This window comes from Streptomyces sp. (assembly GCF_019510245.1).
In the GTDB taxonomy this organism is placed as follows: Bacteria; Actinomycetota; Actinomycetes; order Streptomycetales; family Streptomycetaceae; genus Streptomyces.
On sequence record NZ_JAEKKT010000211.1, the window covers coordinates 1 to 20,606 of the forward strand.

A 20,606-nucleotide genomic window follows, 5' to 3' on the forward strand; every position below is an offset into this window, starting at 1 on the left:
GCGGAGATCTTGCCCTGGTGGATGAGGATGTACGGGTCGTCGAGGACGGCCTCCATCCGCTCCTGGTCGGTCACGAAGTACGGCGAGAGGTAGCCCTTGTCGAAGGCCATGCCCTCGGTGAAGTCCAGCTCCAGACCGAAGGTGTTGGACTCCTCGACGGTGATGACACCGTCCTTGCCGACCTTGTCCATCGCCTCGGCGATGAGCTCGCCGACCTGCTGGTCCTGGGCGGACAGCGCGGCGACGGCGGCGATGTCGGACTTCTCGTCGATCGGGCGGGCCGACGCGAGCAGGTCCTCGGAGACGGCGGCGACCGCGGCGTCAATGCCCTTCTTCAGGGCGGCCGGGGAGGCACCGGCGGCGACGTTCTTCAGGCCCTCGCGGACGAGCGCCTGGGCCAGCACGGTGGCGGTGGTCGTACCGTCACCCGCGATGTCGTTGGTCTTGGTCGCCACCTCCTTCACCAGCTGGGCGCCGAGGTTCTCGTACGGGTCCTCGATCTCGACCTCGCGGGCGATCGTGACACCGTCGTTGGTGATGGTGGGGGCGCCGAACTTCTTGTCGATGACGACGTTGCGCCCCTTGGGGCCGATCGTCACCTTCACCGTGTCGGCAAGCTTGTTGACGCCGCGCTCAAGGGCGCGACGGGCGTCCTCGTCGAACTTCAGGATCTTCGCCATGGCAGCGGATGCCCTCTCGGAAATCTGGGGTGAACAAGACTGCGCCCCCGGCGCCCGGCTTCTCGGAGGATCGCGGGGGCCAGGGGCGCAGCTTCAAGCGGAGTGCTTGAGGTGTGAGTCGCAGGCTTACTTCTCGATGATCGCGAGCACGTCGCGAGCCGAGAGGACGAGGTACTCGTCGCCGTTGTACTTCACCTCGGTGCCGCCGTACTTGCTGTAGAGCACGACGTCGCCGACCTTGACGTCGAGCGGCAGGCGCTCGCCGTTCTCGAACCGGCCCGGGCCCACGGCGAGGACGGCGCCCTCCTGGGGCTTCTCCTTCGCGGTGTCCGGGATGACCAGGCCGGAGGCCGTGGTCTGTTCGGCGTCGAGCGGCTGGACCACGATGCGGTCCTCAAGCGGCTTGATGGCAACCTTGGAGCTGGCGGTCGTCACGATCCGACCTCCCCCTTCGGAGATCTCACGGGGTTAACTGTCTGAGGTGGCGACCAGGTCGATCCGTCGTCGCGGGTGCCGGACCTGCCCGTCGCGTTGTTGGCACTCTCATCTGCCGAGTGCCAGAGCCGAGACTATGACCGCGATTAGCACTCGGTCAAGCGGAGTGCCAATTGCCTGCGGCGCGGCGCCGAAAAAAACGGGTGCGCGGTGCCGTGGTGACCGTCCCTGGGGGCTGCGCCCCCAGACCCCCGTTTCGGCCTTCGGCCTCGTCCTCGAACGCCGGACGGGCTGGATCTGCGGCCGAGCTCCGTCCCCGAACACCGACCGACCGGATGTGCGGCCGAACACCCTCCCCTAACGCCGGACAGACCCCGTCTACAGGTAGTCCTCCAGCCGGCCCACCGTCAGGCCGGATGCCTGGACTTGGCGCAGGAGGCGGGCGGTGCGGGTTCTGAGGGTGGGGCCGAGGGCCTCGTCGGGGCCCACGAGGATGATGTCGCCGGGGCGGAGTTGCCTGTCGGCGGTGCGGTAGGTGACGCCGTCGGGGGTCATCGCCGCGCGCCACAGGACCACCGCGGTGACCCCGCAGTCGGCCGCCGCGCGCAGGGTGGTGGTGTCGTAGATGCCGTAGGGCGGGCGGAAGAGGCGGGGGCGGATGCCGAAGCGGGACTTCAGCTTCTCCTGCTGGCCGCAGATCTCGGCGCGCTGGCCGGCGTACGGGAGGCCGGGCATGGCCGGGTGGTCGAGGGTGTGGTTCTGGACGCTCGCGCCGACCGACTGGAGGCCCGCGAAGTGGCCGTAGCCGGGGCCGACCACGCTGTCCGTGAGGAACATGCTCACCGGCAGCCGCAGTTCGCGGACCATGTCGACGAAGCGGGGGTCCTTCTCGGCGCCGTCGTCGTAGGTCAGGAAGACCACCCGGTCGGAGGTGGGGACGTGGTCGACGACCGGGGGGAGGGCGGTATGGAGGGACAGCGGGTGCAGCGGCGGGCGGGGGGCCGGGGACAGGGGCGCGGTCAGGCCCCAGCGGCGGTACGGCGGCTCGCCGGACGGGCCGTGCGGGTGCACCCGGTCGGCGGCCTTCCTGCCGAGGCGCTCGATGGGGTCGACGGACGGCGCGCAGGCCGACAGGAGGAGGGCGGCGGCCAGAACGGCGGCCGTCGCCCTCGGTCGGCTCACAGGTAGTCCTCCAGGCGCGCCACCGCGTAGCCGTCGCGGGTGACCTTGTTCAGGAAACGGCGCATGTCGTCGACCATGGTGCCGTCCCAGTCGTTCCGGCCCCGGAAGTGCGTGAGGACGATGTCACCGGGGTGCAGTCCGCGGTCCCACTCGCGGTACTCCCAGTGGTCGACGAACACCTCCTCGTCCCAGATCGGCGCGTACTTGATGCCGCAGGCCTTGGCGGCGCGCAGGGTGTCGCCGTTGTAGTTGCCGTAGGGCGGCCGGAAGACCGTCGGCGCCTTGCCGAACTGCCGCTTCATGATGTCCTGCATGCCGCAGATCTCGTGCTTCTGCTCGTCGTAGGTCAGACCGGGCATGTAGGGGTGGGTGAGGGTGTGGTTGTTGAGGGTGTGGCCCTCGGCCTGCATCCGGCGGAAGTAGCCGTAGTCGTCCTTGACCAGGTAGTTGCTGAGGAACGCGGTGTAGGGGATCCGCAGTTCGCTCATCATCCGCAGGAAGTCGGGGTCCTTCTCGGCGCCGTCGTCGATGGTGAGGAAGACGACCTTCTTCCGGGTCGGGACGGTGGTGAAGACCGGGGGCAGGTCGTCCTCCACCTGGCCGTCCACCTCGAAGCCGTCGCGAGCGGTGATCCTCGGCTTGTGCTTCGGCGGGTCCGGGGGCCGCAGCGGGACCGCGTCCAGCCCCCAGCGCCGGGCGGCGGCGACCAGGGCGGCGTGGTCGTCGGGGGCGGCGGCGGCCCGGTGCGCCTGCTGGCCCGCGGCCGGACGGACCTCGGCCTGGTCCCCCGGTCCGGCGCAGCCGGAGACGACGGTGACGGCCGCTACGGCGGCGAGGGCGGCCATGGCCATAACCACCCTATTTTTGTCATTTTGTACGACTGCTCGCATGGCCTCGGATCTTTCCAGCCCTCTCCCCGGAACCCCGGCAGACACCGCGGCCGCGGGCGAACCATCCACCGACTGGCCGACAATGACCCGGTGAACGACCTCCTCTCCCCCCTCCTCACCCCCGAGGGCCGCGCCCTCCTCGACGAGGTGCGCGGCACCGCGCCCGCCGACGAGCTGGCCGTGGCCACCCGGCTGCGCCGCGAGCACCCCGCCGAACTGGTGTCGGCGGCGCTGGCCCAGGCCCGGCTGCGGCAGCGGGCGGCGGCGAAGTTCGGGGAGGCGGACGCGGACCGCATGTTCTTCACGCCGAACGGAGTCGAGCAGTCGACGCGGGCGAGTGTCGCCGCGTACCGGGCGGGGCGGCTGAAGGCGCTCGGGGTGACCTCGGTGGCCGACCTGTGCTGCGGGATCGGGGGCGACGCGATCGCGCTCGCGCGGGCCGGTATCCGCGTCCTCGCCGTGGACCGGGATCCGGTGACGGCGGCCACCGCCCGCGCGAACGCCGAGGCGCTCGGGCTCGCCGGCCTGATCGAGGTACGGGAGGCGGACGTGCAGCAGGTGGACACGGCCGGCCACGACGCCGTCTTCGTCGACCCGGCCCGGCGCGGCGGCCGTGGCCGCATCTTCGACCCCGAGGCCTACTCACCGCCGCTGTCCTGGGCGGTCGCCGCCGCGTCGGCCGCCCGGGTGGCCGCGCTGAAGATCGCCCCCGGCATCCCGCACGAGGCGGTCCCGGCGCAGGCCGAGGCCGAGTGGATCTCGGACCACGGTGACGTGAAGGAAGCCGTCCTCTGGTTCGGCACCGGCGCCCCGGGGGCCGTCCGCGCCACCCTCCTCCCCGGCCCGCGCACCCTGCCCGGCCGCGGCCTTTCCGACCCCGCCGTCCGCCCGGTCGGCCGTTACCTCTACGAGCCGGACGGCGCCGTCATCCGCGCCCACCTGGTCGCCGAGGTCGCCGAGGAACTGGACGGCGGCCTGATCGACCCGACGATCGCGTACATCACGGCCGACGGCCTCCACGCCACCGCCTACGCGACGGCGTACGAGATCACCGACCGACTCCCCTTCAACGTCAAGAAGCTGAAGGCCCTGCTGCGCGAGCGCGAGGTCGGGAACCTGACGGTGAAGAAGCGCGGGTCCGCGGTGGAGCCGGAGGAACTGCGCAGGAAGGTCAAGCCGCAGGGACCGAACGCGGCGACCGTGTTCCTCACCCGGGTGGCGGGGGCGCCCACCATGCTCGTCGGCGCCCCCGCACGGCCGGCTGCCGGCGTGGGCGAGCGCGCCCCGGGCCGGCGTGGTACCCCTCAATGAACGGAGTCTGCCGAGACGTTACGGAGCGCACTCCCGGGCCCGGGCCAGCAGCAGCTCCCGTTCCCGCTCGTTGCGGGCGAGACCCGCGGCCCGTTCGAACTCCGCGCGGGCCTCGGCCGTACGCCCGAGGCGGGCCAGCAGGTCGCCGCGGACGCTCGGCAGCAGGTGGTAGCCGCTGAGGGCCGGTTCGGCGGTCAGCGGGTCCACGATCTCCAGCGCGGCCGCCGGGCCCTCGGCCATGGACACGGCCACCGCCCGGTTCAGCTCGACGACCGGGGACGGGGAGCGGGCCGCCAGCAGCCCGTAGAGGGTGGCGATGGACCTCCAGTCGGTCTCCTCGTACGTGTACGCGTGCGCGTGGCAGGCCGCGATGGCCGCCTGGAGGGCGTAGGGCCCCGGGGCACCGGTCGCGGTGGCGTCCGCGCGGGCCAGGGCCCTGATGCCGCGGGCGATGAGCATGCGGTTCCAGCGGCGGCGGTTCTGGTCCCTGAGCAGGACCGGTTCGCCGTCGGGGCCGGTGCGGGCGGCCGTGCGGGAGGACTGGAACTCCAGGAGGGAGGCGAGGGCGTGCACCTCCGGTTCCTTCGGCATCAGCCCCGCCAAGACGCGCGCCAGCCGCAGCGCGTCCTCGCAGAGCGACGGGCGCAGCCAGTCGTCGCCCGCCGTGGCCGCGTACCCCTCGTTGTAGATCAGGTAGATGACGTCCAGGACCGATCCGAGCCGGGCCTCGCGGTCGGGCCCGTACGGCACCTCGAAGGCGACGTTCCTCGTCGCGAGGGTGCGCTTGGCGCGGACGATGCGCTGGGCGACCGTCGGCTCGGGGACGAGGAAGGCGCGGGCGATCTCGGCCGTGGTCAGGCCGCCGAGCAGGCGCAGGGTGAGGGCCGTGCGAGCCTCGGGCGAGAGCACCGGGTGGCAGGTGGTGAAGACGAGCCGGAGCAGGTCGTCGTCGATGTCCTCCGGGTCGGCGGGCTCCTCCTGCGGGGCCGTCGTCACGGTGCTGCGGCCGATCTCGGCGAGCTTGCGGGCGTAGTTCTCCCGGCGCCGGACCAGGTCGACGGCGCGGTGGCGGGCGGTCGCCATGAGCCAGGCGCCCGGGTTGTCGGGCACGCCGTCCCGGGGCCACTGCTCCAGGGCGGCGACCAGCGCGTCCTGCGCCAGTTCCTCCGCGATGCCGACGTCCCGGACGATCCGGGCGACGCCGGCGATCACGCGGGGCGACTCGAGCCGGAAGACGGTCTCGATGGCGTGGCGGGGGTCCGTCCGGGCGTCGGCGGGGGCGTCGGCGGGGGGCTGTGTGCTCACAGCCCCCCATGCAACACCCACCACCGGACGTACGCCAGGAGGGTCAGCCCTCCGCGATCTCCCGGACCTCGCAGGTCACGGTCCAGAACTCCTCGTGCACCTTGAGGAACCGCTTGGTCCACTCCAGAGCCTCGGCCTTGTCCTTGCACTGCATGATCGCGTAGCCGCCGACGACCTCCTTGGACTCGGTGAACGGGCCGTCGGTGACGGAGATCTTCCCGCCCTCCCAGTGCACCCGGGTGCCGTCGGCGGTCGGCGTCAGGCCCGCGGTGTCCAGCATCACGCCGGCCTTGGTGATCTCCTCGATCAGTTCGCCCATGCGCTGCATCAGCGCCTCGCTGGGGCCCTCGGCGGGGGCGGTGGTCTCGTCGATGCGCACGAGCGACAGGTAACGGGGCATGGTGGCTCCTCGGGTTCCGGCGGGGTCTCTCCCCGCATCTCACCCTTGCGTCGAACGGGGGGCGCCGGGATCGACACGCCCGCCGACATTTCCCGAAGTTTTTTTCCGGCGGGGTTCGGGCTCCTCGTGCCCGCTGCTTCGGGCACGTCGTTCCGGCTACTTCAGCGAGTCCCACAGCTCGCTCGCCGCCGGCTCCTTGGCGATCACCCGGTTGGGGTCGGAGGGCGCGGTCACCACCGGCATCATCACCGTCTTCGTGTGGTCGGAGGTCAGTCCCTTCAGGCTCTGCCCGAGCCGCATCAGCTCGCTGAGCGAGTCCAGGCCGGTGTCGGTGGTGAGGCTGGAGGTGACCGCGTCGGCGACCTCGTAGAGCCTGGCCGGGTCGGTGAGCAGGCTGATGGAGGCCATCTGGTCCAGGAGGGCCTTCACCAGTTTCTGCTGGAGGCCTATCCGGCCCAGGTCGCTGCCGTCGCCTATGCCGTGCCGGGTGCGGGCGAGCGCCAGGGCCTGGGTGCCGTCGAGGTGGTGGGTGCCCTTCTTCAGGTGCAGGTGGCTGTCGTCGTCGTCGATGTCCTGGTCGGTGGTCACGGTCACCCCGCCGAGCGCGCCGACCAGCTTCGCGAAGCCCGAGAAGTCGATCTCCAGGTAGTGGTCCATGCGGACGCCGGTGATCGACTCGACCGTCTTGACCGCACACACCGCCCCGCCCACCGAGTAGGCGCTGTTGAACATCGCGTTGTACGCCACGGACGTCGAGCCGCCGGAGGAGAGCGGGCAGGAGGGCCGGGTGACCAGGGTGTCGCGCGGGATGCTGACGATCGTGGCGGAGGTCCGGCCGGCGTCGACGTGGACGACCATCGCGGTGTCGGAGCGGGCACCCGAGCTGCTGCCGCCGCCGAGCTTCTTGTTCTCCTTGCCGCTGCGCGAGTCCGAGCCCAGCACCAGGATGTTCAACGAGCCGGTGGGCAGCGGGGACGCGGCGGCCGAGGCGGACGCGGAGGCCGTCGGTGTCGTCACCGCCTTCGCCGGGCGGTCGTCCCCGAGCGCGCTGTTGATGTCGACGCTCTTGATGTTGTCGTTGAGGTGCCAGTAGACCCACCCCGCGCCGGCGACGCCGAGCGTCATGACCCCCGCCAGGGTGAGGCCGACGATCTTCAGCGTTCTCGACCGCCGGCCCACCCGTCTGCCCGCGCCGCCTTGCTCCTCGTGTCCCGTCACAAGGCAGGAACGTAAGTCCGAATTATTAGGGGACTGTTAGCACGAGCACCGCGAAGCGGTTTTCTTCGGAAAATCTCACCCTTCTCACTCGGGCTTCAGCTCAGGGTGACCGCGGGCACCGGATTGCTGCCGCTCCAGGACGCGTTGAACCCGAAGGTGACCGAACTCCCGTCCGGCACCGTCCCGTTGTAGGGGGCGTTCGCACAGGAGACGGCCGCGCCCGACTGGGTGCACGTGGCGTTCCAGGCCTGGGTGATCTGCTGTCCCGCGCCGTACGTCCAGCTCACCTTCCAGGAGCTCAGTGCGGCCCCTGAACAGGAGATCGTCACCTGGCCCGTGAATCCGGTGTTCCACTGGCTGGTCACGCCGTAGGCGGCGGTGCAGGCGCCGGTCGGCGGCGGGGTGGTCGTGGTGCCGCCGAGTGCCTCCGCGATGCCGTAGTACGCGGGTTTCGGCGCGTAGTTCGCGTCGTACGGGGTCGCCGCGCCGTAGCCCGGGAAGGTGCTGTCCACCCAGGAGTCGGAGTCGGTGAAGCCCCACACGGTGACGTTGACGCAGCGGCTCACCGCCGCGCACGCGGCCACCACCGACTTGAAGTCGGCCTTCTGCTGGGCGAGTTCGGCGCTGTCGGCGGGCAGCGCCATCCGGATGTCCAGCTCGGTGATCGCCACGTCGACGCCCAGGTCGGCGAAGCGCTGGATGTTCTGCTGGAGGGTGGCGGGCACCTGGCCGAGGACCAGGTGGGCCTGCAGCCCGAGCCCGTCGATCGGGACGCCCCGGCTCTTGAGGTCCTTGACCAGGTTGTACAGGGCGGTGCTCTTCGCGTTGACGCCCTCGACGTTGTAGTCGTTGATGTACAGCTTGGCGGCCGGATCGGCCGCGTGTGCCCAGGTCAGGGCGTTGGCGATGTAGTCGGAGCCGAGGCCGTTGTACCAGATCGTCGACCGGTAGGTGCCGTCCTCGTTGAAGGGTTCGTTGACGACGTCCCAGGCGGCGATCTTCCCCTTGTAGCGGCCGACCTCGGTACTGATGTGGTTCTGCAGCAGGCTGCCGAGCTGGGCGGAGGTCCAGGTGCCGTTCGTGAGCCAGCCGGGGTTCTGGTTGTGCCAGACCAGGGTGTGGCCACGCACCTGCTGGTTGTGGGCCTGGGCGAAGGCGACGATCTGGTCGGCCTCGGTCCAGTTGAAGGTGCCCTGGCTGGGCTCGACCGTCCCCCACTTCATGGCGTTGCCTGGGGTCAGCGAGCTGAACTGGCTGCCGGCGAGGTCGCCGTAGGTGCCGGTGAGCTTGGATCCGGTGACCGCGGTGCCGATGACCTTGCCCTTGGCGGCGGCGAGGTCGCGCAGCGGGGTGTCGGCGGCGTGCGCCGCGGGCGCCGTGAGCAGCAGCGCGGCGCCGGTCACCAGTGCCGCCAGGGAGGAGCCTGTTCTCAGAGATCTCATTGCGGGTACCTCCGAAACTTTCGGTCGTACAACCGATTGGCTTCGGAGGAGTGTGGAGACGCCCGCACCACCCGTCAATACGTCAACTTCCGGCCAGGCCCGCCTCACGCGGCAGCGGGCGCCGCCGTGCTCGACCGCACCACCAGGCTGGTCGCCAGCTCCACCCGGGTCGCGGTCGTCGCCTCCTCCGCCCGCCCCATCTCGAGCACCAGCCGCGCCGCCGCCTCGGCCATCTCGGTCAGCGGCTGCCGTACGGTCGTCAGCGGCGGCCCCACCCAGCGGGCAACCGGCAGGTCGTCGAACCCGACGACGCTCACGTCCTCCGGGATGCGCAGCCCCAGCTCACGCGCGGCCTCGTAGAGCCCGAGGGCCTGGAGGTCGTTGCCGGTGAAGATCGCGGTGGGCCGGCCGGGCATGCGCAGCAGCTCCAGGCCGAGCCGGTAGCCCGCGTCGTGGTGGAAGTCGCCCACCTTGATCAGGGCCTGGTCCACCGGCAGCCCGGCGGTCTCCAGCGCGGCCCGGTACCCGTCCACCCGGGCCCGGCTGCACATCATCCGGGACGGCCCGCTGATCGCCCCGATGCGCCGGTGGCCCAGCTCGACGAGGTGGCGGGTGGCGGCGAGCCCGCCCTGCCAGTTGGTGGCCCCGATGGACGGCACGTCCGGCCCCGGATCCCCCGCCGGATCCATCACCACGAACGGGATGGAGCGGCTCAGCAGCAGCGCCCGCTGCGACTCGTCCAGCCCCGACAGCACCAGCACCACCCCGTGCGGGCGCCGCGCCGCCACCTGGTCCGCCCAGGTCCGCCCCGGGGTGAGCCGCCCGGCGCTCTCGCTGAGCACCACGCTCAGCCCGGCGTCCCGGGCCACGTTCTCCACCCCCCGGATGACCTCCATCGCCCAGGCGCTCTCCAGCTCGTGGAAGACCAGGTCGATCAGCGGCGACCGGGAGGCCTCGGCGCGGCGCCGCCGGTAGCCGTAGGCGCGCAGCAGTTCCTCGACCCGGGTGCGGGTGGCCGGGGCGACGTCGGCGCGCCCGTTGAGGACCTTCGAAACAGTCGGAGCGGACACACCGGCCTCACGGGCGATTTCGGCGAGCGTCGCCGTCTGCGGTTCTGCGGGCTTCGGAGGCGTCATGCCCGCGATCGTATCCCTGCAGTCCCCCTTGACGAAGACCCTCGCACGCCATAGGTTCCCGGAACATTCGGTGTGTGGTACGAAACATTCGTAGCAGCGTTCGTAGCAGAGGACAGAGACGGGAGTTTCATGACCACCGCTCCTTGGCGCGACCCCGCACTGCCCGCCGCCACCCGTGTCGACGATCTGCTCACCCGGATGACGCTGGAGGAGAAGACCGCGCAGCTGTACGGCGTCTGGGTGGGCGCCGCCACGGACGGCGACGGGGTCGCCCCGCTGCAACGCGAGATGACCGTCGACTACGACTGGGAAGAGCTGATCACCCTCGGCCTCGGCCAGCTGACCCGTTCCTTCGGCACCGCCCCGGTGGACCCGGCGCTGGGCGCGCGAGCACTGGCCCGCGCCCAGCGCCGGATCACCGCGGCCGGCCGCTTCGGCATCCCGGCGATCGCCCACGAGGAGTGCCTGGCCGGCTTCACGGCCTGGCAGGCGACGGCCTATCCGGTCCCGCTCGCCTGGGGTGCCGCCTTCGACCCGCCGCTCGTCGAGGAACTGGGCCGGCGCATCGGCGAGGACCTGCGCTCGGTCGGCGTCCACCAGGGCCTGGCCCCCGTCCTGGACGTGGTCCGCGACCCGCGCTGGGGCCGGGTCGAGGAGACGATCGGCGAGGACCCCTACCTCGTCGGCACCGTCGGCTCCGCCTACGTCCGGGGCCTGGAGTCGGCCGGGGTGATCGCGACCCTCAAGCACTTCGCCGGCTACGCCTCCTCCGCGGGCGCCCGCAACCTGGCCCCGGTCCGCGCCGGGGTACGGGAGTACGCGGACGTCACCCTCCCCCCGTTCGAGATGGCGCTCCGGGAGGGCGGGGCCCGCTCGGTGATGGCGGCGTACAACGAGACGGACGGCGTCCCGGTCTCCGCGGACCCCCGCCTGCTGACCGAACTCCTCCGTACGGACTGGGGCTTCGACGGCACGGTCGTCGCCGACTACTTCGGCATCGGCTTCCTCCAGACACTGCACCGCGTCGCCGGTACGGAGGCGGAGGCGGCCCGTCTCGCTCTGACCGCCGGCATCGACGTCGAACTCCCGACGCTGAAGTGCTACGGCCGCCCGCTGGTGTCGGCGGTCCGGGACGGCGCGATCCCGGAGTCACTCGTCGACCGCGCGGCCCGCCGGGTCCTGCTCCAGAAATGCGCACTGGGGATGCTGGACGAGGGCTGGACCCCGGAGCCCGCACGGGAGGGCCCGATCGACCTCGACTCGACGGCGAACCGCGCGCTGGCCCGCCGGCTGGCCGAGGAGTCGGTGGTCCTGCTGGACAATCCGAACGGCGCGCTCCCCCTCGCCCCCGACACCCGCATAGCGGTGGTGGGCCCGCGTGCCGCCGACGCCCTCGCCATGCTCGGCTGCTACTCCTTCCCGTCCCACGTCCTGACCCACCACCCCGAGGTCGCCCTGGGGATCGCCATCCCGACCGTCCTCGACTCCCTCCGCACCGAACTCCCGGACGCGAAGGTGACGTTCGCCGAGGGCTGCGACGTCTCGGACCCCGACACCGCCGGCTTCGAGGAGGCGGTGGCGCGTGCCGCGGAGGCGGACGTGTGCGTGGCGGTCCTGGGCGACCGGGCGGGCCTCTTCGGACGGGGCACGTCGGGCGAGGGCTGCGACGTGACGGACCTGGACCTGCCCGGCGTTCAGGCCGACCTGCTGGACGCACTGGTCACGACGGGCGTGCCGGTGGTCCTCGTCCTCCTCACCGGACGCCCGTACGCACTGGGCCGCTGGCACGGCAGGCTCGGCGCGGTCGTGCAGGCGTTCTTCCCCGGCGAGGAGGGCGGCCCGGCGGTGGCGGGAGTGCTGTCGGGCCGTGTCAACCCGTCGGGCCGCCTCCCGGTCAGCGTCCCGCGCGTGCCGGGCGGCCAGCCCTGGACCTACCTCCAGCCCCCGCTGGGCCTCGCGGGCGAGGTCAGCAACCTGGACCCGACACCGCTGTACGCCTTCGGGCACGGCCGCTCGTACACGACGTTCGCGTGGGACCTCGTCTCGCCGGACACGGCCGGGATCGGCACGGACGGCTCGTACGACGTGACGGTGACGGTCCGCAACACGGGCGACCGGGCTGGCGCGGAGGTCGTCCAGCTCTATCTCCACGACCCGGTGGCCTCGGTGACCCGCCCGGACGTCCGCCTCATCGGCTACCGGCGCGTGGACCTCGCCCCCGGCGAATCCCGCCGGGTGACCTTCCACTTCCACGCGGACCTCTCGGCGTTCACGGACCGGGAGGGGGCGCGGGTGGTGGAGCCGGGGGCCCTGGAGCTGCGGGTGGGCGCGTCGAGCGCGGAGGTACACACCGTGACCCGGCTCCAACTGACCGGCCCGGTGCGCCGGCTGGGCCCGGACCGGGTACTGCGCTGCGAGACGGAGGTGAGCTAACCGCCGAGCTCCCGGTCACCGCCCTCGCCCACGGACCGGACGAGCAGGTCGGCGGCCCCCGCCTCGGAGAGCGGCGCGAACCCCGGCCCTAGCCCTCGCCGACGGCCTCGAAGCGCCAGCGGTGGACCGGCCGGGTCACCAGGCCGCCGGGCGGCTCCGGGAGTTCGGGGAGGTCCGGGGCGTCGTACGACGCCTCCCACCACGTGATCACCAGCACCCGGTCCTGCGGTGCGCGGAAGGTCTCCCGGCGCACCGGCTCCCGCGTGAGCCCCTGCTCCCGTGCCCACGCGAGGAGTTCGGCGCCCCGGCCCTCCGCCGCCCGCGCCTCCCACATCAACGCGACCGTCACGAGTAGAGGTTCTCCTTGCTGACCTCGTGCACGTGGTCGTGGTGATGGTGGCCGGGGACGTGCGGGTCAGTCACCGGCAGGGAGCTGTCCGCCGAGAGGTCCCAGCCGGACGGGGTGCGGTTGCGCGCGACCATCTCCGCGCCGAGCGCGGCCACCATCGCGCCGTTGTCCGTGCACAACTTCATGCGCGGCACCCGAAGCCGGATGCCGGCCGCCTCGCAGCGCTCCTGCGCGAGGGCGCGGAGCCGGGAGTTGGCGGCGACCCCGCCACCGATCATCAGGTGGTCGACGCCCTCGTCACGGCAGGCCCGGACGGCCTTGCGGGTCAGGACGTCCACGACCGCCTCCTGGAAGGAGGCGGACACGTCCCGGACCGGGACCTCCTCGCCCGCCGCCCGCTTCGCCTCGATCCAGCGGGCCACCGCCGTCTTGAGACCGGAGAAGGAGAAGTCGTACGCCGGGTCGCGGGGGCCGGTGAGGCCGCGCGGGAAGGCGATGGCCTGCGGGTCGCCCTCCTTCGCGTACCGGTCGATGACCGGGCCCCCCGGGAAGCCCAGGTTCAGCACGCGCGCGATCTTGTCGAAGGCCTCGCCGGCCGCGTCGTCGATGGTCGCGCCGAGCGGCCGTACGTCGGAGGTGATGTCCGAGGAGAGGAGCAGCGAGGAGTGGCCGCCGGAGACCAGCAGGGCCATCGTCGGCTCGGGGAGCGGGCCGTGTTCCAGCTGGTCGACGCAGATGTGGGAGGCGAGGTGGTTCACGCCGTAGAGCGGCTTGCCGAGCGCGTACGCGTACGCCTTCGCCGCCGAGACGCCGACCAGCAGCGCGCCGGCCAGGCCGGGGCCCGCCGTGACCGCGATGCCGTCGAGGTCCTTCGCGGTCACGCCCGCGTCCTTCAGCGCACGCTGGATGGTCGGGACCATGGCCTCCAGGTGCGCCCGGGACGCCACCTCGGGGACGACCCCGCCGAAGCGGGCGTGCTCGTCGACGGAGGAGGCGACGGCGTCGGCGAGCAGGGTGGTGCCCCGGACGATGCCGACGCCGGTCTCGTCGCAGGAGGTCTCGATCCCCAGCACCAGGGGTTCGTCAGCCATTGATCTCGGTTCCTTGTTCGGAGGTGGGCCCGGTGGCGGAGCCACTGCCGGGCTGCCCGGTCGTCAGGCGCATCACCAGGGCGTCCACGTTCCCCGGCTGGTAGTAGCCGCGTCTGAACCCGATGGGCTCGAAGCCGAACCGCTCGTAGAGCTTCTGGGCGCGGATGTTGTCGACCCGGCACTCCAGCATGACCTCGGCACACTCGAAGGCGGTCGCGGCCCGCAGCAGCTCGGTGAGCAGCTCCGCGCCGAGCCCGGTGCCCCACTGGTCACGGCGTACGGCGATGGTCTGGATGTCGCCGACCGCGGCGGAGCCGCTGTCGTCGGAGGTGGCGCCCTGGGCGGCGAGGCCCCCGTACCCCACGATCCGGTCACCCTCCAGGGCCACCAGGTACCGGCGGGTCGCCCCGGGTCCCCTCGCGTGTGCCAGTTCGGACCAGAACATCCCCCGCGACCAGGCGTCCTCGGGGAACAGGTCCTTCTCCAGCTCCAGGACCGCATCGATGTCCCACCAGCGCATCTCGCGCAGCTGTGCGGTCACTTCGGGGTGACCACCTTGTAGTTCTTGGGCACCTGGGCGTCCGGCCGGCGCAGGTACAGCGGCCGGGGCGCGGGCAGTTCCTCGCCCGCGGCCAGCTTCGCGACGGCCAGCGACGCGAGGGCCGCGGCGGAGACGTGCTCGGGCTCGTGCGCGACCGGGAAGGTGTCGGGGTAGAGGAGCGCCCCTGCGCCGACGGCGGGCAGCCCGGCCACCTTCTCGGCGATGTCGGCGGGCCGGTCGACAGCGGGGTCCGTGCGCCGGGTGCGCGAGTCCTCGTACACCGCCCAGTAGACCTCCTTGCGGCGGGCGTCGGTCGCGACGACGAACGGGCCCTTCTCGATGTCGGCCGCGTAGGCGAGCCCGTCGAGCGTGCACAGGCCGTGGACGGGCACGCCGAGCGCGAGCCCGAAGGTGTCCGCGGTCATCAGCCCGACCCGCAGGCCGGTGTAGGGGCCGGGACCGATGCCGGTGACGATCTCGGTGACGGCGTCCAACGGGACCCCGGCCTCGGCGAGGACGCGGTCGACGGCCGGCAGCAGCAGCTCGCCGTGCCGGCGCGCGTCCACCTGGCTCGACGAGGCGATGACGGCCGTACCGTCGTGCAGGGCGACGGTGACGGCGGGGGTGGCGGTATCCAGAGCGAGCAAGAGCACGCGAACAGCCTACGGCTCCGGCGCCGCGAGCACGCCCGGCCGGGTCGGACGGTCACTGACTGCTACGGTCTGTACGAAGTACGACATATACGGCGAGACTCCCCGCGAGCTCCCCGTGAGGCTCTACGGCAGGCAGAGGTGGCACACGTGGCAGGGACCAGCTCGGGAGTCGTGGCCGGCCTCACCGCGGCGGCCGTCGGGGCGGTCGGTTTCCTCGCCTACCAGGCCTCGGCCACCGTCCCGCCCGGTCTCGGCAGCCGGTCGTCGGCGAGCCCGGCGCCCGGAGCGCCGGGCGCCAAGGCACCCCGGGACCGCCGTCACCCCACCGCGCTGCCGAACACTTCCGGGACGGGTGAACGGGTGGTGTACTCGGTGGACGACGACCGGGTCTGGCTCGTCAACGAGCGGGGCCGCGTCGAGCGCACCTTCAAGGTGAGCCCCGGCACCGTCGACCCGCCGCTCGGCGCGTACTGGGTGACGTCCCGCTCGAAGGCCGTCACGGGCACGGACGGCCTCCCCATCGAACACGTCGTCCGCTTCACCACCACGAAGGACGGCTCGGCCATCGGCTTCAGCGCCGTCACCGCCCGGCGCGCCGCGGCACCCCCCGACCCCACGGTGAAGACGGGCGGCATCCGCGAGACCCGCCAGGACGGCAACGCGATGTGGAACTTCGCGACGATCGGCGTGAAGGTGATCGTGATCCGCTGACCGGACGCACCCGTGATCGGCGGCGCAGCCGCCGTTGGGGGCACGGGGTTGTGCCTGTCGTGCGACCCCCGCGCCGCGCGGGCGCGACCAGCCGGCGGGGCAGCCGCCGCTGAGGGCGCTGGGGGTACCCCCGGCCGAAGGCTGGGGGAGGAACTGCGCGACGAGCCCCCACGCACCCGCACGGACCCACCGGCCGAACCCTCCTAGGCAGCTCTACGGTCCTGCACAGCCGGCCTCGACACCGGCTCCGGCGCTTTCGGCGGCCGGGACACCGCGTCAGCCGCCGCACAGGACGCCAGAAGCTCACGCATGGAAACCCCTGCGACCACGACGGGTCGCCGTTCCTCGGACCGGGACACGGACACGGGCGCCTCCTGAGGTGCGGGGGCGGACGTAGTTAGGTAGACCTAACCACGGGCTGGGTACCATGTGACCACGTCCGATACGTCCGGCGCAATATCTTGCCGACGCCTTGTCGGAACGTTCACACGGTCCTCAGGCCGACAGCACCCCGAGATCCACCCCGTCCCACCGCTCCCCCAGCCCCGCCAGGGCCACGTGCCGTACCTCGTCGGTGGTGTCGCCGACCGCCCGGTGGATCCGGACCACGAGCCGGTCGTCGGTCAGCTCCTCGACCTTGCCCTCGCCCCACTCCACGACGACCACGGACTCGGGCAGCGAGACGTCGAGGTCCAGGTCCTCCATCTCGTCGAGCCCGCCGCCCAGGCGATAGGCGTCCACGTGGAGGAGCGGCGGCCCGCCCCCCAGGGACGGATGGACGCGGGCGATGACGAACGTCGGCGACGTGACGGCCCCGCGCACACCGAGCCCTTCCCCGAGCCCGCGCGTCAGCGTGGTCTTGCCGGCGCCGAGTTCCCCGCTGAGCATCACGAGGTCACCGGCGCGCAGCAACTTCGCCAGTCGGCGGCCCAGCTCCCCCATCTGCTCGGGGGAGGTGACGATCAACTCGGTCTCAGCCTGGCTGTGCCGTGCTGCTGGTGCTTCCATAGCCACTTACCGTAGCCCCTGCCGGCACCGCTCCCGCGCGGGTGAGCAGGTCGGCGAGGCGGTCGGTGACCACCTCCGGGTGTTCCAGCATGACCAGGTGCCCGGCGTCCGCGACGAGCACCAGTTCGGCGTCGGGCAGCAGGTCGGCGATGACCTCGCTGTGCTCGCTGGGCGTGACGAGGTCCTGCACCCCGGCCAGCACCAGCACCGGCAGGTTCTGGAAGTAGGCGAGCGCGGCGGTCTTGTCGTGGTCGGTGAAGGCCGGATAGAACTCGGCGACGACGTCGATCGGCGTCGACTCGATCATCCGCTCCGCGAACCGCTCCACCGCCGGGTCGACGTCCTTGGACGCGAACGAGTACCGCTTGATGATCCCGGCGAAGAGATCGGCGGTGACCCGGCGCCCCTTCTCCACCAGCGCGGCCTGTGTGCCCAGCGCCTTCAGCACCCCGGGCAGCACCCGGCGCACCACGTTGACCCCGGCGACCGGCAGCCCGAAGTTGACCTCGCCGAGCCGCCCGGACGAGGTACCGACGAAGGCGGTGGCGACCACCCGCTCCCGGATCAGGTCCGGATACTGCGCGGCCAGCGCCATCACCGTCATGCCGCCCATGGAGTGCCCGACCAGCACGATCGGCCCCTGCGGCACGGCCGCGTCCAGGACGGCCTTCAGGTCCCGGCCCAGCTGGTCAATGGTGAGCGGCACCCCGTCCTCGTGCTGGGCGACGCCCCGCCCGGAGCGGCCGTGGCTGCGCTGGTCCCAGTGCACGGTGCGCACGACCCCGCGCAGGGCCGCCCGCTGGAAGTGCCAGGAGTCCTGGTTGAGGCAGTAGCCGTGGCTGAAGACGACGGTGACGGGCGCGGGCGCCTTGCGGCCGAAGAGCCGCCTTCGGCGCGGCGAGACGGCGGGGCCGGTGTCGGGTTCCACCTCGTCGACCTCGTAGTACAGCTCGGTGCCGTCGTCGGCGCAGGCCTTGCCGGGGGTGCCGCGCAGGGTGCCGTACGGGCCTGCCGAGTCCAGCGCCAGCCGGGCCTTGCGGCGCATCCCGCGGCCGACGGTCATCCGCTCCACGGCGACGCCGGCGGCCGCTCCGGCAGCGAGCACTCCTATGGCGGCTCCGGCGACGCCCGTCACCTTGCGCCAGCTGCCGGAGGCCGCCCCCGTGGCCGAGGCGACGACGGCCGCGGCGGCGGCTTCCGCTACGGCCTCCGCACTGCTCTCGCTCACGTACCGCTCCTCTTCGCCGTACTGCAGTTCGCTGCTCAGGTGACACGGGTGACAGGGATGACACGGGTGACACGGATGATGCTGACGCGATGCCTGTTGCTGTTGTTGCTGTTGATACAGGTGTAACCGGGTCGTACCGCCGCCGAACCCCGGGGGTCAGGCGCCGTCCCCTGGTTCTTGCCCAGTCGGTTCCCCGTTCACATAGACGCGGGGTACCCGGGTTCCGATGCGGGTGACGATTTCGTATGCGATCGTGCCCGCGGCCTGGGCCCAGTCCTCGGCGGTGGGCTCGCCCCGGTCGCCCGGGCCGAACAGCACGGCCTCCGTGCCGACTTCGGGCTGGTCGCCGCCGAGGTCCACGACGAACTGGTCCATGGCGATGCGCCCGGCGGCGGTCCGCCACTTGCCGCCGACCAGCACCGGGCCGGTGCCGGAGGCGTGCCGCGGGATGCCGTCCGCGTAGCCGACGGGGACGAGTCCGAGGGTGGTCTCGCCGGGCGTGACGTAGTGGTGCCCGTAGCTGACCCCGTGCCCGGCCGGTACGCGCTTCACCAGGGCGAGGGAGGCGGACAGCGTCATCACGGGGCGCAGGCCGAAGTCGGCCGCGCTGCCCAGCTCGGGGCTGGGCGAGAGGCCGTAGAGCGCGATGCCCGTGCGGACGAGGTCGAAGTGGGTCTCGGGGAGGGTGAGGGTGGCCGGCGAGTTGGCGATGTGCCGTACCTCGGGGCGCACGCCCTGCTCCTCGGCGTACCCGAGCAGCTCGCGGAAGAGGGTGAGCTGGGCGGCGATGGAGGGATGGCCGGGCTCGTCGGCGCAGGCGAAGTGCGACCACAGCCCGGTGATCCGGAGCAGTCCCGCCGCCTCGGCGCGCAGCGCCTCGCGGACCAGTTCGGGCCAGTCGGCGGGCTGGCAGCCGTTGCGCCCGAGCCCGGTGTCGGCCTTGAGCTGCACACGGGCCGGGCGGCCGGCCGCCCGGGCGGCCTCGGTCACCTCGCCCAGGGCCCACAGGTCGCTCACCGACACGTCGAGGTCGGCCTCGACGGCCTCCCGCCAGGGCCCGCCCGGGGTCCACAGCCAGCACATGATCCGCACGTCCGCGGGCAGCCCCGGGTCCGCGCGCAGCGCCAGCGCCTCCTCCGGGGTGGCCGTGCCCAGCCAGCTCGCGCCCGCCTCGACCGCCGCACGGGCACAGCGGAGGGCCCCGTGGCCGTACGCGTCGGACTTGACCACGGCCATCAGGGCCGCGTCCGGCGCGACGGCGCGCAGGGTCCGCGCGTTGGCCCGCAGGGCGGCCAGGTCGATCTCGGCGCGGGCGCGCAGGGGCGCGGTCGGTGCAGTCTGCGCAGTCGGTGTCTCACTCATCGCGCCCCCAGTGTCTCAGAGGCCTCTGACAGCCCTCCGGCACAGCCCCTGGTAGGGCACCGGCCACCCCTCGGGTACCCGCCGACCACGGACTCACGTACCGGTCCGGTGCCCCCACACGTATACCTTGTCGCCCTTCTTCAGCACGCCCCACAGCTTCTTCGCGTCGCCGAGCTTGAGGTTCACGCAGCCCCAGGAGCCGACGGTGGTGTAGATGGAGCCGTAGACGGCGTGGAAGGCCTGTCCGCCGTCGAAGAACTGGGCGTACGGCATGGGCGAGTTGTACAGGGTCGACCAGTGGTTCTTGTGCCGCCAGTAGACGGTGTGCCATCCGGCCCGGGTCGCGTAGCCCTTGCGCCCGCTGCGCATCTGCACCGGCCCGTAGACCACCTTGCTGCCCTTCTGCACCCAGGTGACCTGCCGGTTGAGGTCGACACAGGCGACCCGGTACGACTTCACGGGGCAGTTCCCGGCGGCGTTCGGGTTCTTCTTCGCCGACAGGAGCATCATCTGGTACCAGGTCACGGGTCCCGCGAACCCGATGGCCGGCTTGATCTTGTACTTCTTCTGGAACTTCTGGATGGCCTTGCAGTCGGCGGCGGACTGCTTCCCGTCCACCTTCAGCTTCAGCCACTGCTCGATCTGCTTCTGGTACGGCCCGGTGAGCTTCGAGCAACTCACCTTGGAGACGGCGTCGCTCAGCGGCACGTACTCGATGAGGTCGTACGTCCCCGGCGCCGCCGCCTTCGGCTCGACGGCGTCCTCCTTGGCGCTGGGCGTGTACACCTTCGGCGCCAGCATCTGGTCAGGGGTGTCGATCTGCCAGGGCTGCGAGGGCCCCGGCGCGACCCCCGGCACCAGCTCCGACTCGGGGACGGCAGCGCCCGGTCCGGGAACGGCACCGTCCGCGACCCCGGTCCCGGCGCCGAGGCAGAGAACGGCCACGGCAGCAACGAGAGTTCCCGCGGCACCCCGCGCAAGACGGCCCCGCTTGCACACGATTCGTCCACTAATCATGCGATCAGACAACCCCGGAGCCCCCAAAATTCCGGGAAGCCGCGCGGCGAGGTCACCCGTGGGATGCAGGGGCCACGCGCACCGCCCCGCAAGGGCCCAGGGCAGCGCCCCGTAAGGGGCGCTGGGGGTACCCGCGGCCGAAGGCCGGGGGAGGAACTGCGCGACCAACCCCCACCACCCCTCACCCGGCCCACCTGCCGACAGGGTCCGGGGC

20 protein-coding genes are annotated in these 20,606 nt (G+C 72.2%); 3 read left to right on the forward strand and 17 right to left on the reverse strand.

Annotated features, from left to right (window positions below):
* From groEL to JF597_RS42535, 4 genes are all read right to left on the reverse strand, one after another.
* Positions 1 to 680: chaperonin GroEL (groEL, locus tag JF597_RS42520; protein WP_294009356.1), on the reverse strand; the 680-nt coding region annotated here is incomplete at its 3' end.
* A 126-nt stretch (positions 681 to 806) separates the two neighbouring features.
* Complete coding sequence (groES, locus tag JF597_RS42525) at positions 807 to 1,115, reverse strand: co-chaperone GroES (protein WP_004955293.1); 309 nt, start codon at positions 1,113 to 1,115, stop codon at positions 807 to 809.
* 378 nt (positions 1,116 to 1,493) lie between these two features.
* Positions 1,494 to 2,297 carry a polysaccharide deacetylase family protein gene (locus JF597_RS42530; RefSeq protein WP_294009361.1) on the reverse strand — a complete coding sequence of 268 codons (804 nt, stop codon included), beginning with the start codon at positions 2,295 to 2,297 and terminating at the stop codon, positions 1,494 to 1,496.
* Entirely contained in the window at positions 2,294 to 3,187 is an 894-nt protein-coding gene (locus JF597_RS42535) for a polysaccharide deacetylase family protein (RefSeq protein ID WP_294009363.1), read from the reverse strand. Before JF597_RS42535 ends, JF597_RS42530 begins: the two co-directional genes overlap by 4 nt.
* A 90-nt stretch (positions 3,188 to 3,277) precedes the next feature.
* Between JF597_RS42535 and JF597_RS42540 the strand changes: the two genes are divergently transcribed.
* Positions 3,278 to 4,498 (forward strand): class I SAM-dependent methyltransferase, encoded by a 1,221-nt coding sequence (locus JF597_RS42540; protein WP_294009365.1) that lies wholly within the window; start codon positions 3,278 to 3,280, stop codon positions 4,496 to 4,498.
* Between the two features lie 18 nt (positions 4,499 to 4,516).
* On the opposite strand, the gene JF597_RS42545 is transcribed toward JF597_RS42540, so the two are convergent.
* The 5 genes from JF597_RS42545 to JF597_RS42565 all read right to left on the reverse strand — a co-directional run bounded on the left by JF597_RS42545 (position 4,517) and on the right by JF597_RS42565 (position 9,999).
* On the reverse strand, positions 4,517 to 5,803 hold the full coding sequence (locus JF597_RS42545) for an RNA polymerase sigma factor (protein WP_294009367.1): 1,287 nt from the start codon (positions 5,801 to 5,803) through the stop codon (positions 4,517 to 4,519).
* 43 nt (positions 5,804 to 5,846) lie between these two features.
* The gene (locus JF597_RS42550) at positions 5,847 to 6,203 is read right to left on the reverse strand and encodes a YciI family protein (RefSeq protein ID WP_294009368.1); all 357 of its coding nucleotides are present in this window, start codon (positions 6,201 to 6,203) and stop codon (positions 5,847 to 5,849) included.
* 156 nt (positions 6,204 to 6,359) lie between these two features.
* Positions 6,360 to 7,421, reverse strand: coding sequence for an LCP family protein (locus JF597_RS42555; RefSeq protein ID WP_294009370.1), 1,062 nt, complete (start codon positions 7,419 to 7,421; stop codon positions 6,360 to 6,362).
* Between the two features lie 95 nt (positions 7,422 to 7,516).
* On the reverse strand, positions 7,517 to 8,863 hold the full coding sequence (locus JF597_RS42560; protein WP_294009372.1) for an endo-1,4-beta-xylanase: 1,347 nt from the start codon (positions 8,861 to 8,863) through the stop codon (positions 7,517 to 7,519).
* 104 nt (positions 8,864 to 8,967) lie between these two features.
* Positions 8,968 to 9,999, reverse strand: a complete 1,032-nt coding sequence (locus JF597_RS42565) for a LacI family DNA-binding transcriptional regulator (protein WP_294009374.1) — start codon at positions 9,997 to 9,999, stop codon at positions 8,968 to 8,970.
* A 129-nt stretch (positions 10,000 to 10,128) separates the two neighbouring features.
* Here JF597_RS42565 and JF597_RS42570 point away from each other — a divergent pair, with 129 nt between their 5' ends.
* Positions 10,129 to 12,432: a glycoside hydrolase family 3 N-terminal domain-containing protein gene (locus tag JF597_RS42570; RefSeq protein WP_294009376.1), complete on the forward strand. Its 2,304-nt coding sequence runs from the start codon at positions 10,129 to 10,131 to the stop codon at positions 12,430 to 12,432.
* An 88-nt stretch (positions 12,433 to 12,520) separates the two neighbouring features.
* Here the strand turns inward: JF597_RS42570 and JF597_RS42575 are convergent, their stop codons facing one another.
* The 4 genes from JF597_RS42575 to tsaB are packed head-to-tail and all read right to left on the reverse strand — an operon-like array spanning position 12,521 to position 15,066.
* The gene (locus JF597_RS42575) at positions 12,521 to 12,781 is read right to left on the reverse strand and encodes a hypothetical protein (protein WP_294009378.1); all 261 of its coding nucleotides are present in this window, start codon (positions 12,779 to 12,781) and stop codon (positions 12,521 to 12,523) included.
* Positions 12,778 to 13,872, reverse strand: a complete 1,095-nt coding sequence (gene tsaD, locus JF597_RS42580; protein WP_294009380.1) for a tRNA (adenosine(37)-N6)-threonylcarbamoyltransferase complex transferase subunit TsaD — start codon at positions 13,870 to 13,872, stop codon at positions 12,778 to 12,780. Before tsaD ends, JF597_RS42575 begins: the two co-directional genes overlap by 4 nt.
* Positions 13,865 to 14,392: a ribosomal protein S18-alanine N-acetyltransferase gene (gene rimI / locus JF597_RS42585; protein WP_294009409.1), complete on the reverse strand. Its 528-nt coding sequence runs from the start codon at positions 14,390 to 14,392 to the stop codon at positions 13,865 to 13,867. The genes tsaD and rimI overlap by 8 nt, the downstream gene beginning before the upstream one ends.
* Positions 14,393 to 14,409: 17 nt before the next feature.
* A complete protein-coding gene (gene tsaB / locus JF597_RS42590; RefSeq protein ID WP_294009382.1) occupies positions 14,410 to 15,066 on the reverse strand; it encodes a tRNA (adenosine(37)-N6)-threonylcarbamoyltransferase complex dimerization subunit type 1 TsaB in 657 nt (218 codons plus the stop codon).
* A gap of 147 nt (positions 15,067 to 15,213) precedes the next feature.
* On the opposite strand from tsaB, the gene JF597_RS42595 reads away from it, so the two are divergent.
* Positions 15,214 to 15,777 (forward strand): hypothetical protein, encoded by a 564-nt coding sequence (locus JF597_RS42595; protein ID WP_294009384.1) that lies wholly within the window; start codon positions 15,214 to 15,216, stop codon positions 15,775 to 15,777.
* Between the two features lie 495 nt (positions 15,778 to 16,272).
* Here the strand turns inward: JF597_RS42595 and tsaE are convergent, their stop codons facing one another.
* The 4 genes from tsaE to JF597_RS42615 all read right to left on the reverse strand — a co-directional run bounded on the left by tsaE (position 16,273) and on the right by JF597_RS42615 (position 20,320).
* Complete coding sequence (gene tsaE, locus JF597_RS42600; RefSeq protein ID WP_294009387.1) at positions 16,273 to 16,785, reverse strand: tRNA (adenosine(37)-N6)-threonylcarbamoyltransferase complex ATPase subunit type 1 TsaE; 513 nt, start codon at positions 16,783 to 16,785, stop codon at positions 16,273 to 16,275.
* Complete coding sequence (locus JF597_RS42605) at positions 16,751 to 18,013, reverse strand: alpha/beta hydrolase (protein WP_294009389.1); 1,263 nt, start codon at positions 18,011 to 18,013, stop codon at positions 16,751 to 16,753. Before JF597_RS42605 ends, tsaE begins: the two co-directional genes overlap by 35 nt.
* A gap of 156 nt (positions 18,014 to 18,169) precedes the next feature.
* Positions 18,170 to 19,375, reverse strand: a complete 1,206-nt coding sequence (gene alr / locus JF597_RS42610) for an alanine racemase (RefSeq protein WP_294009391.1) — start codon at positions 19,373 to 19,375, stop codon at positions 18,170 to 18,172.
* Between the two features lie 93 nt (positions 19,376 to 19,468).
* A complete protein-coding gene (locus JF597_RS42615; protein WP_294009393.1) occupies positions 19,469 to 20,320 on the reverse strand; it encodes a L,D-transpeptidase in 852 nt (283 codons plus the stop codon).
* Positions 20,321 to 20,606 lie beyond the last annotated feature (286 nt).

Bases quoted from the DNA above. Each gene is read 5' to 3' on its own strand.
- JF597_RS42535 (WP_294009363.1), bottom strand. From the start codon at position 3,187: ATGCGAGCAGTCGTACAAAATGACAAAAATAGGGTGGTTATGGCCATG.
- JF597_RS42550 (WP_294009368.1), bottom strand. From the start codon at position 6,203: ATGCCCCGTTACCTGTCGCTCGTGCGCATCGACGAGACCACCGCCCCC.
- JF597_RS42560 (WP_294009372.1), bottom strand. From the start codon at position 8,863: ATGAGATCTCTGAGAACAGGCTCCTCCCTGGCGGCACTGGTGACCGGC.
- JF597_RS42565 (WP_294009374.1), bottom strand. From the start codon at position 9,999: ATGACGCCTCCGAAGCCCGCAGAACCGCAGACGGCGACGCTCGCCGAA.
- JF597_RS42570 (WP_294009376.1), top strand. From the start codon at position 10,129: ATGACCACCGCTCCTTGGCGCGACCCCGCACTGCCCGCCGCCACCCGT.
- tsaD (WP_294009380.1), bottom strand. From the start codon at position 13,872: ATGGCTGACGAACCCCTGGTGCTGGGGATCGAGACCTCCTGCGACGAG.
- rimI (WP_294009409.1), bottom strand. From the start codon at position 14,392: ATGCGCTGGTGGGACATCGATGCGGTCCTGGAGCTGGAGAAGGACCTG.
- tsaE (WP_294009387.1), bottom strand. From the start codon at position 16,785: ATGGAAGCACCAGCAGCACGGCACAGCCAGGCTGAGACCGAGTTGATC.
- alr (WP_294009391.1), bottom strand. From the start codon at position 19,375: ATGAGTGAGACACCGACTGCGCAGACTGCACCGACCGCGCCCCTGCGC.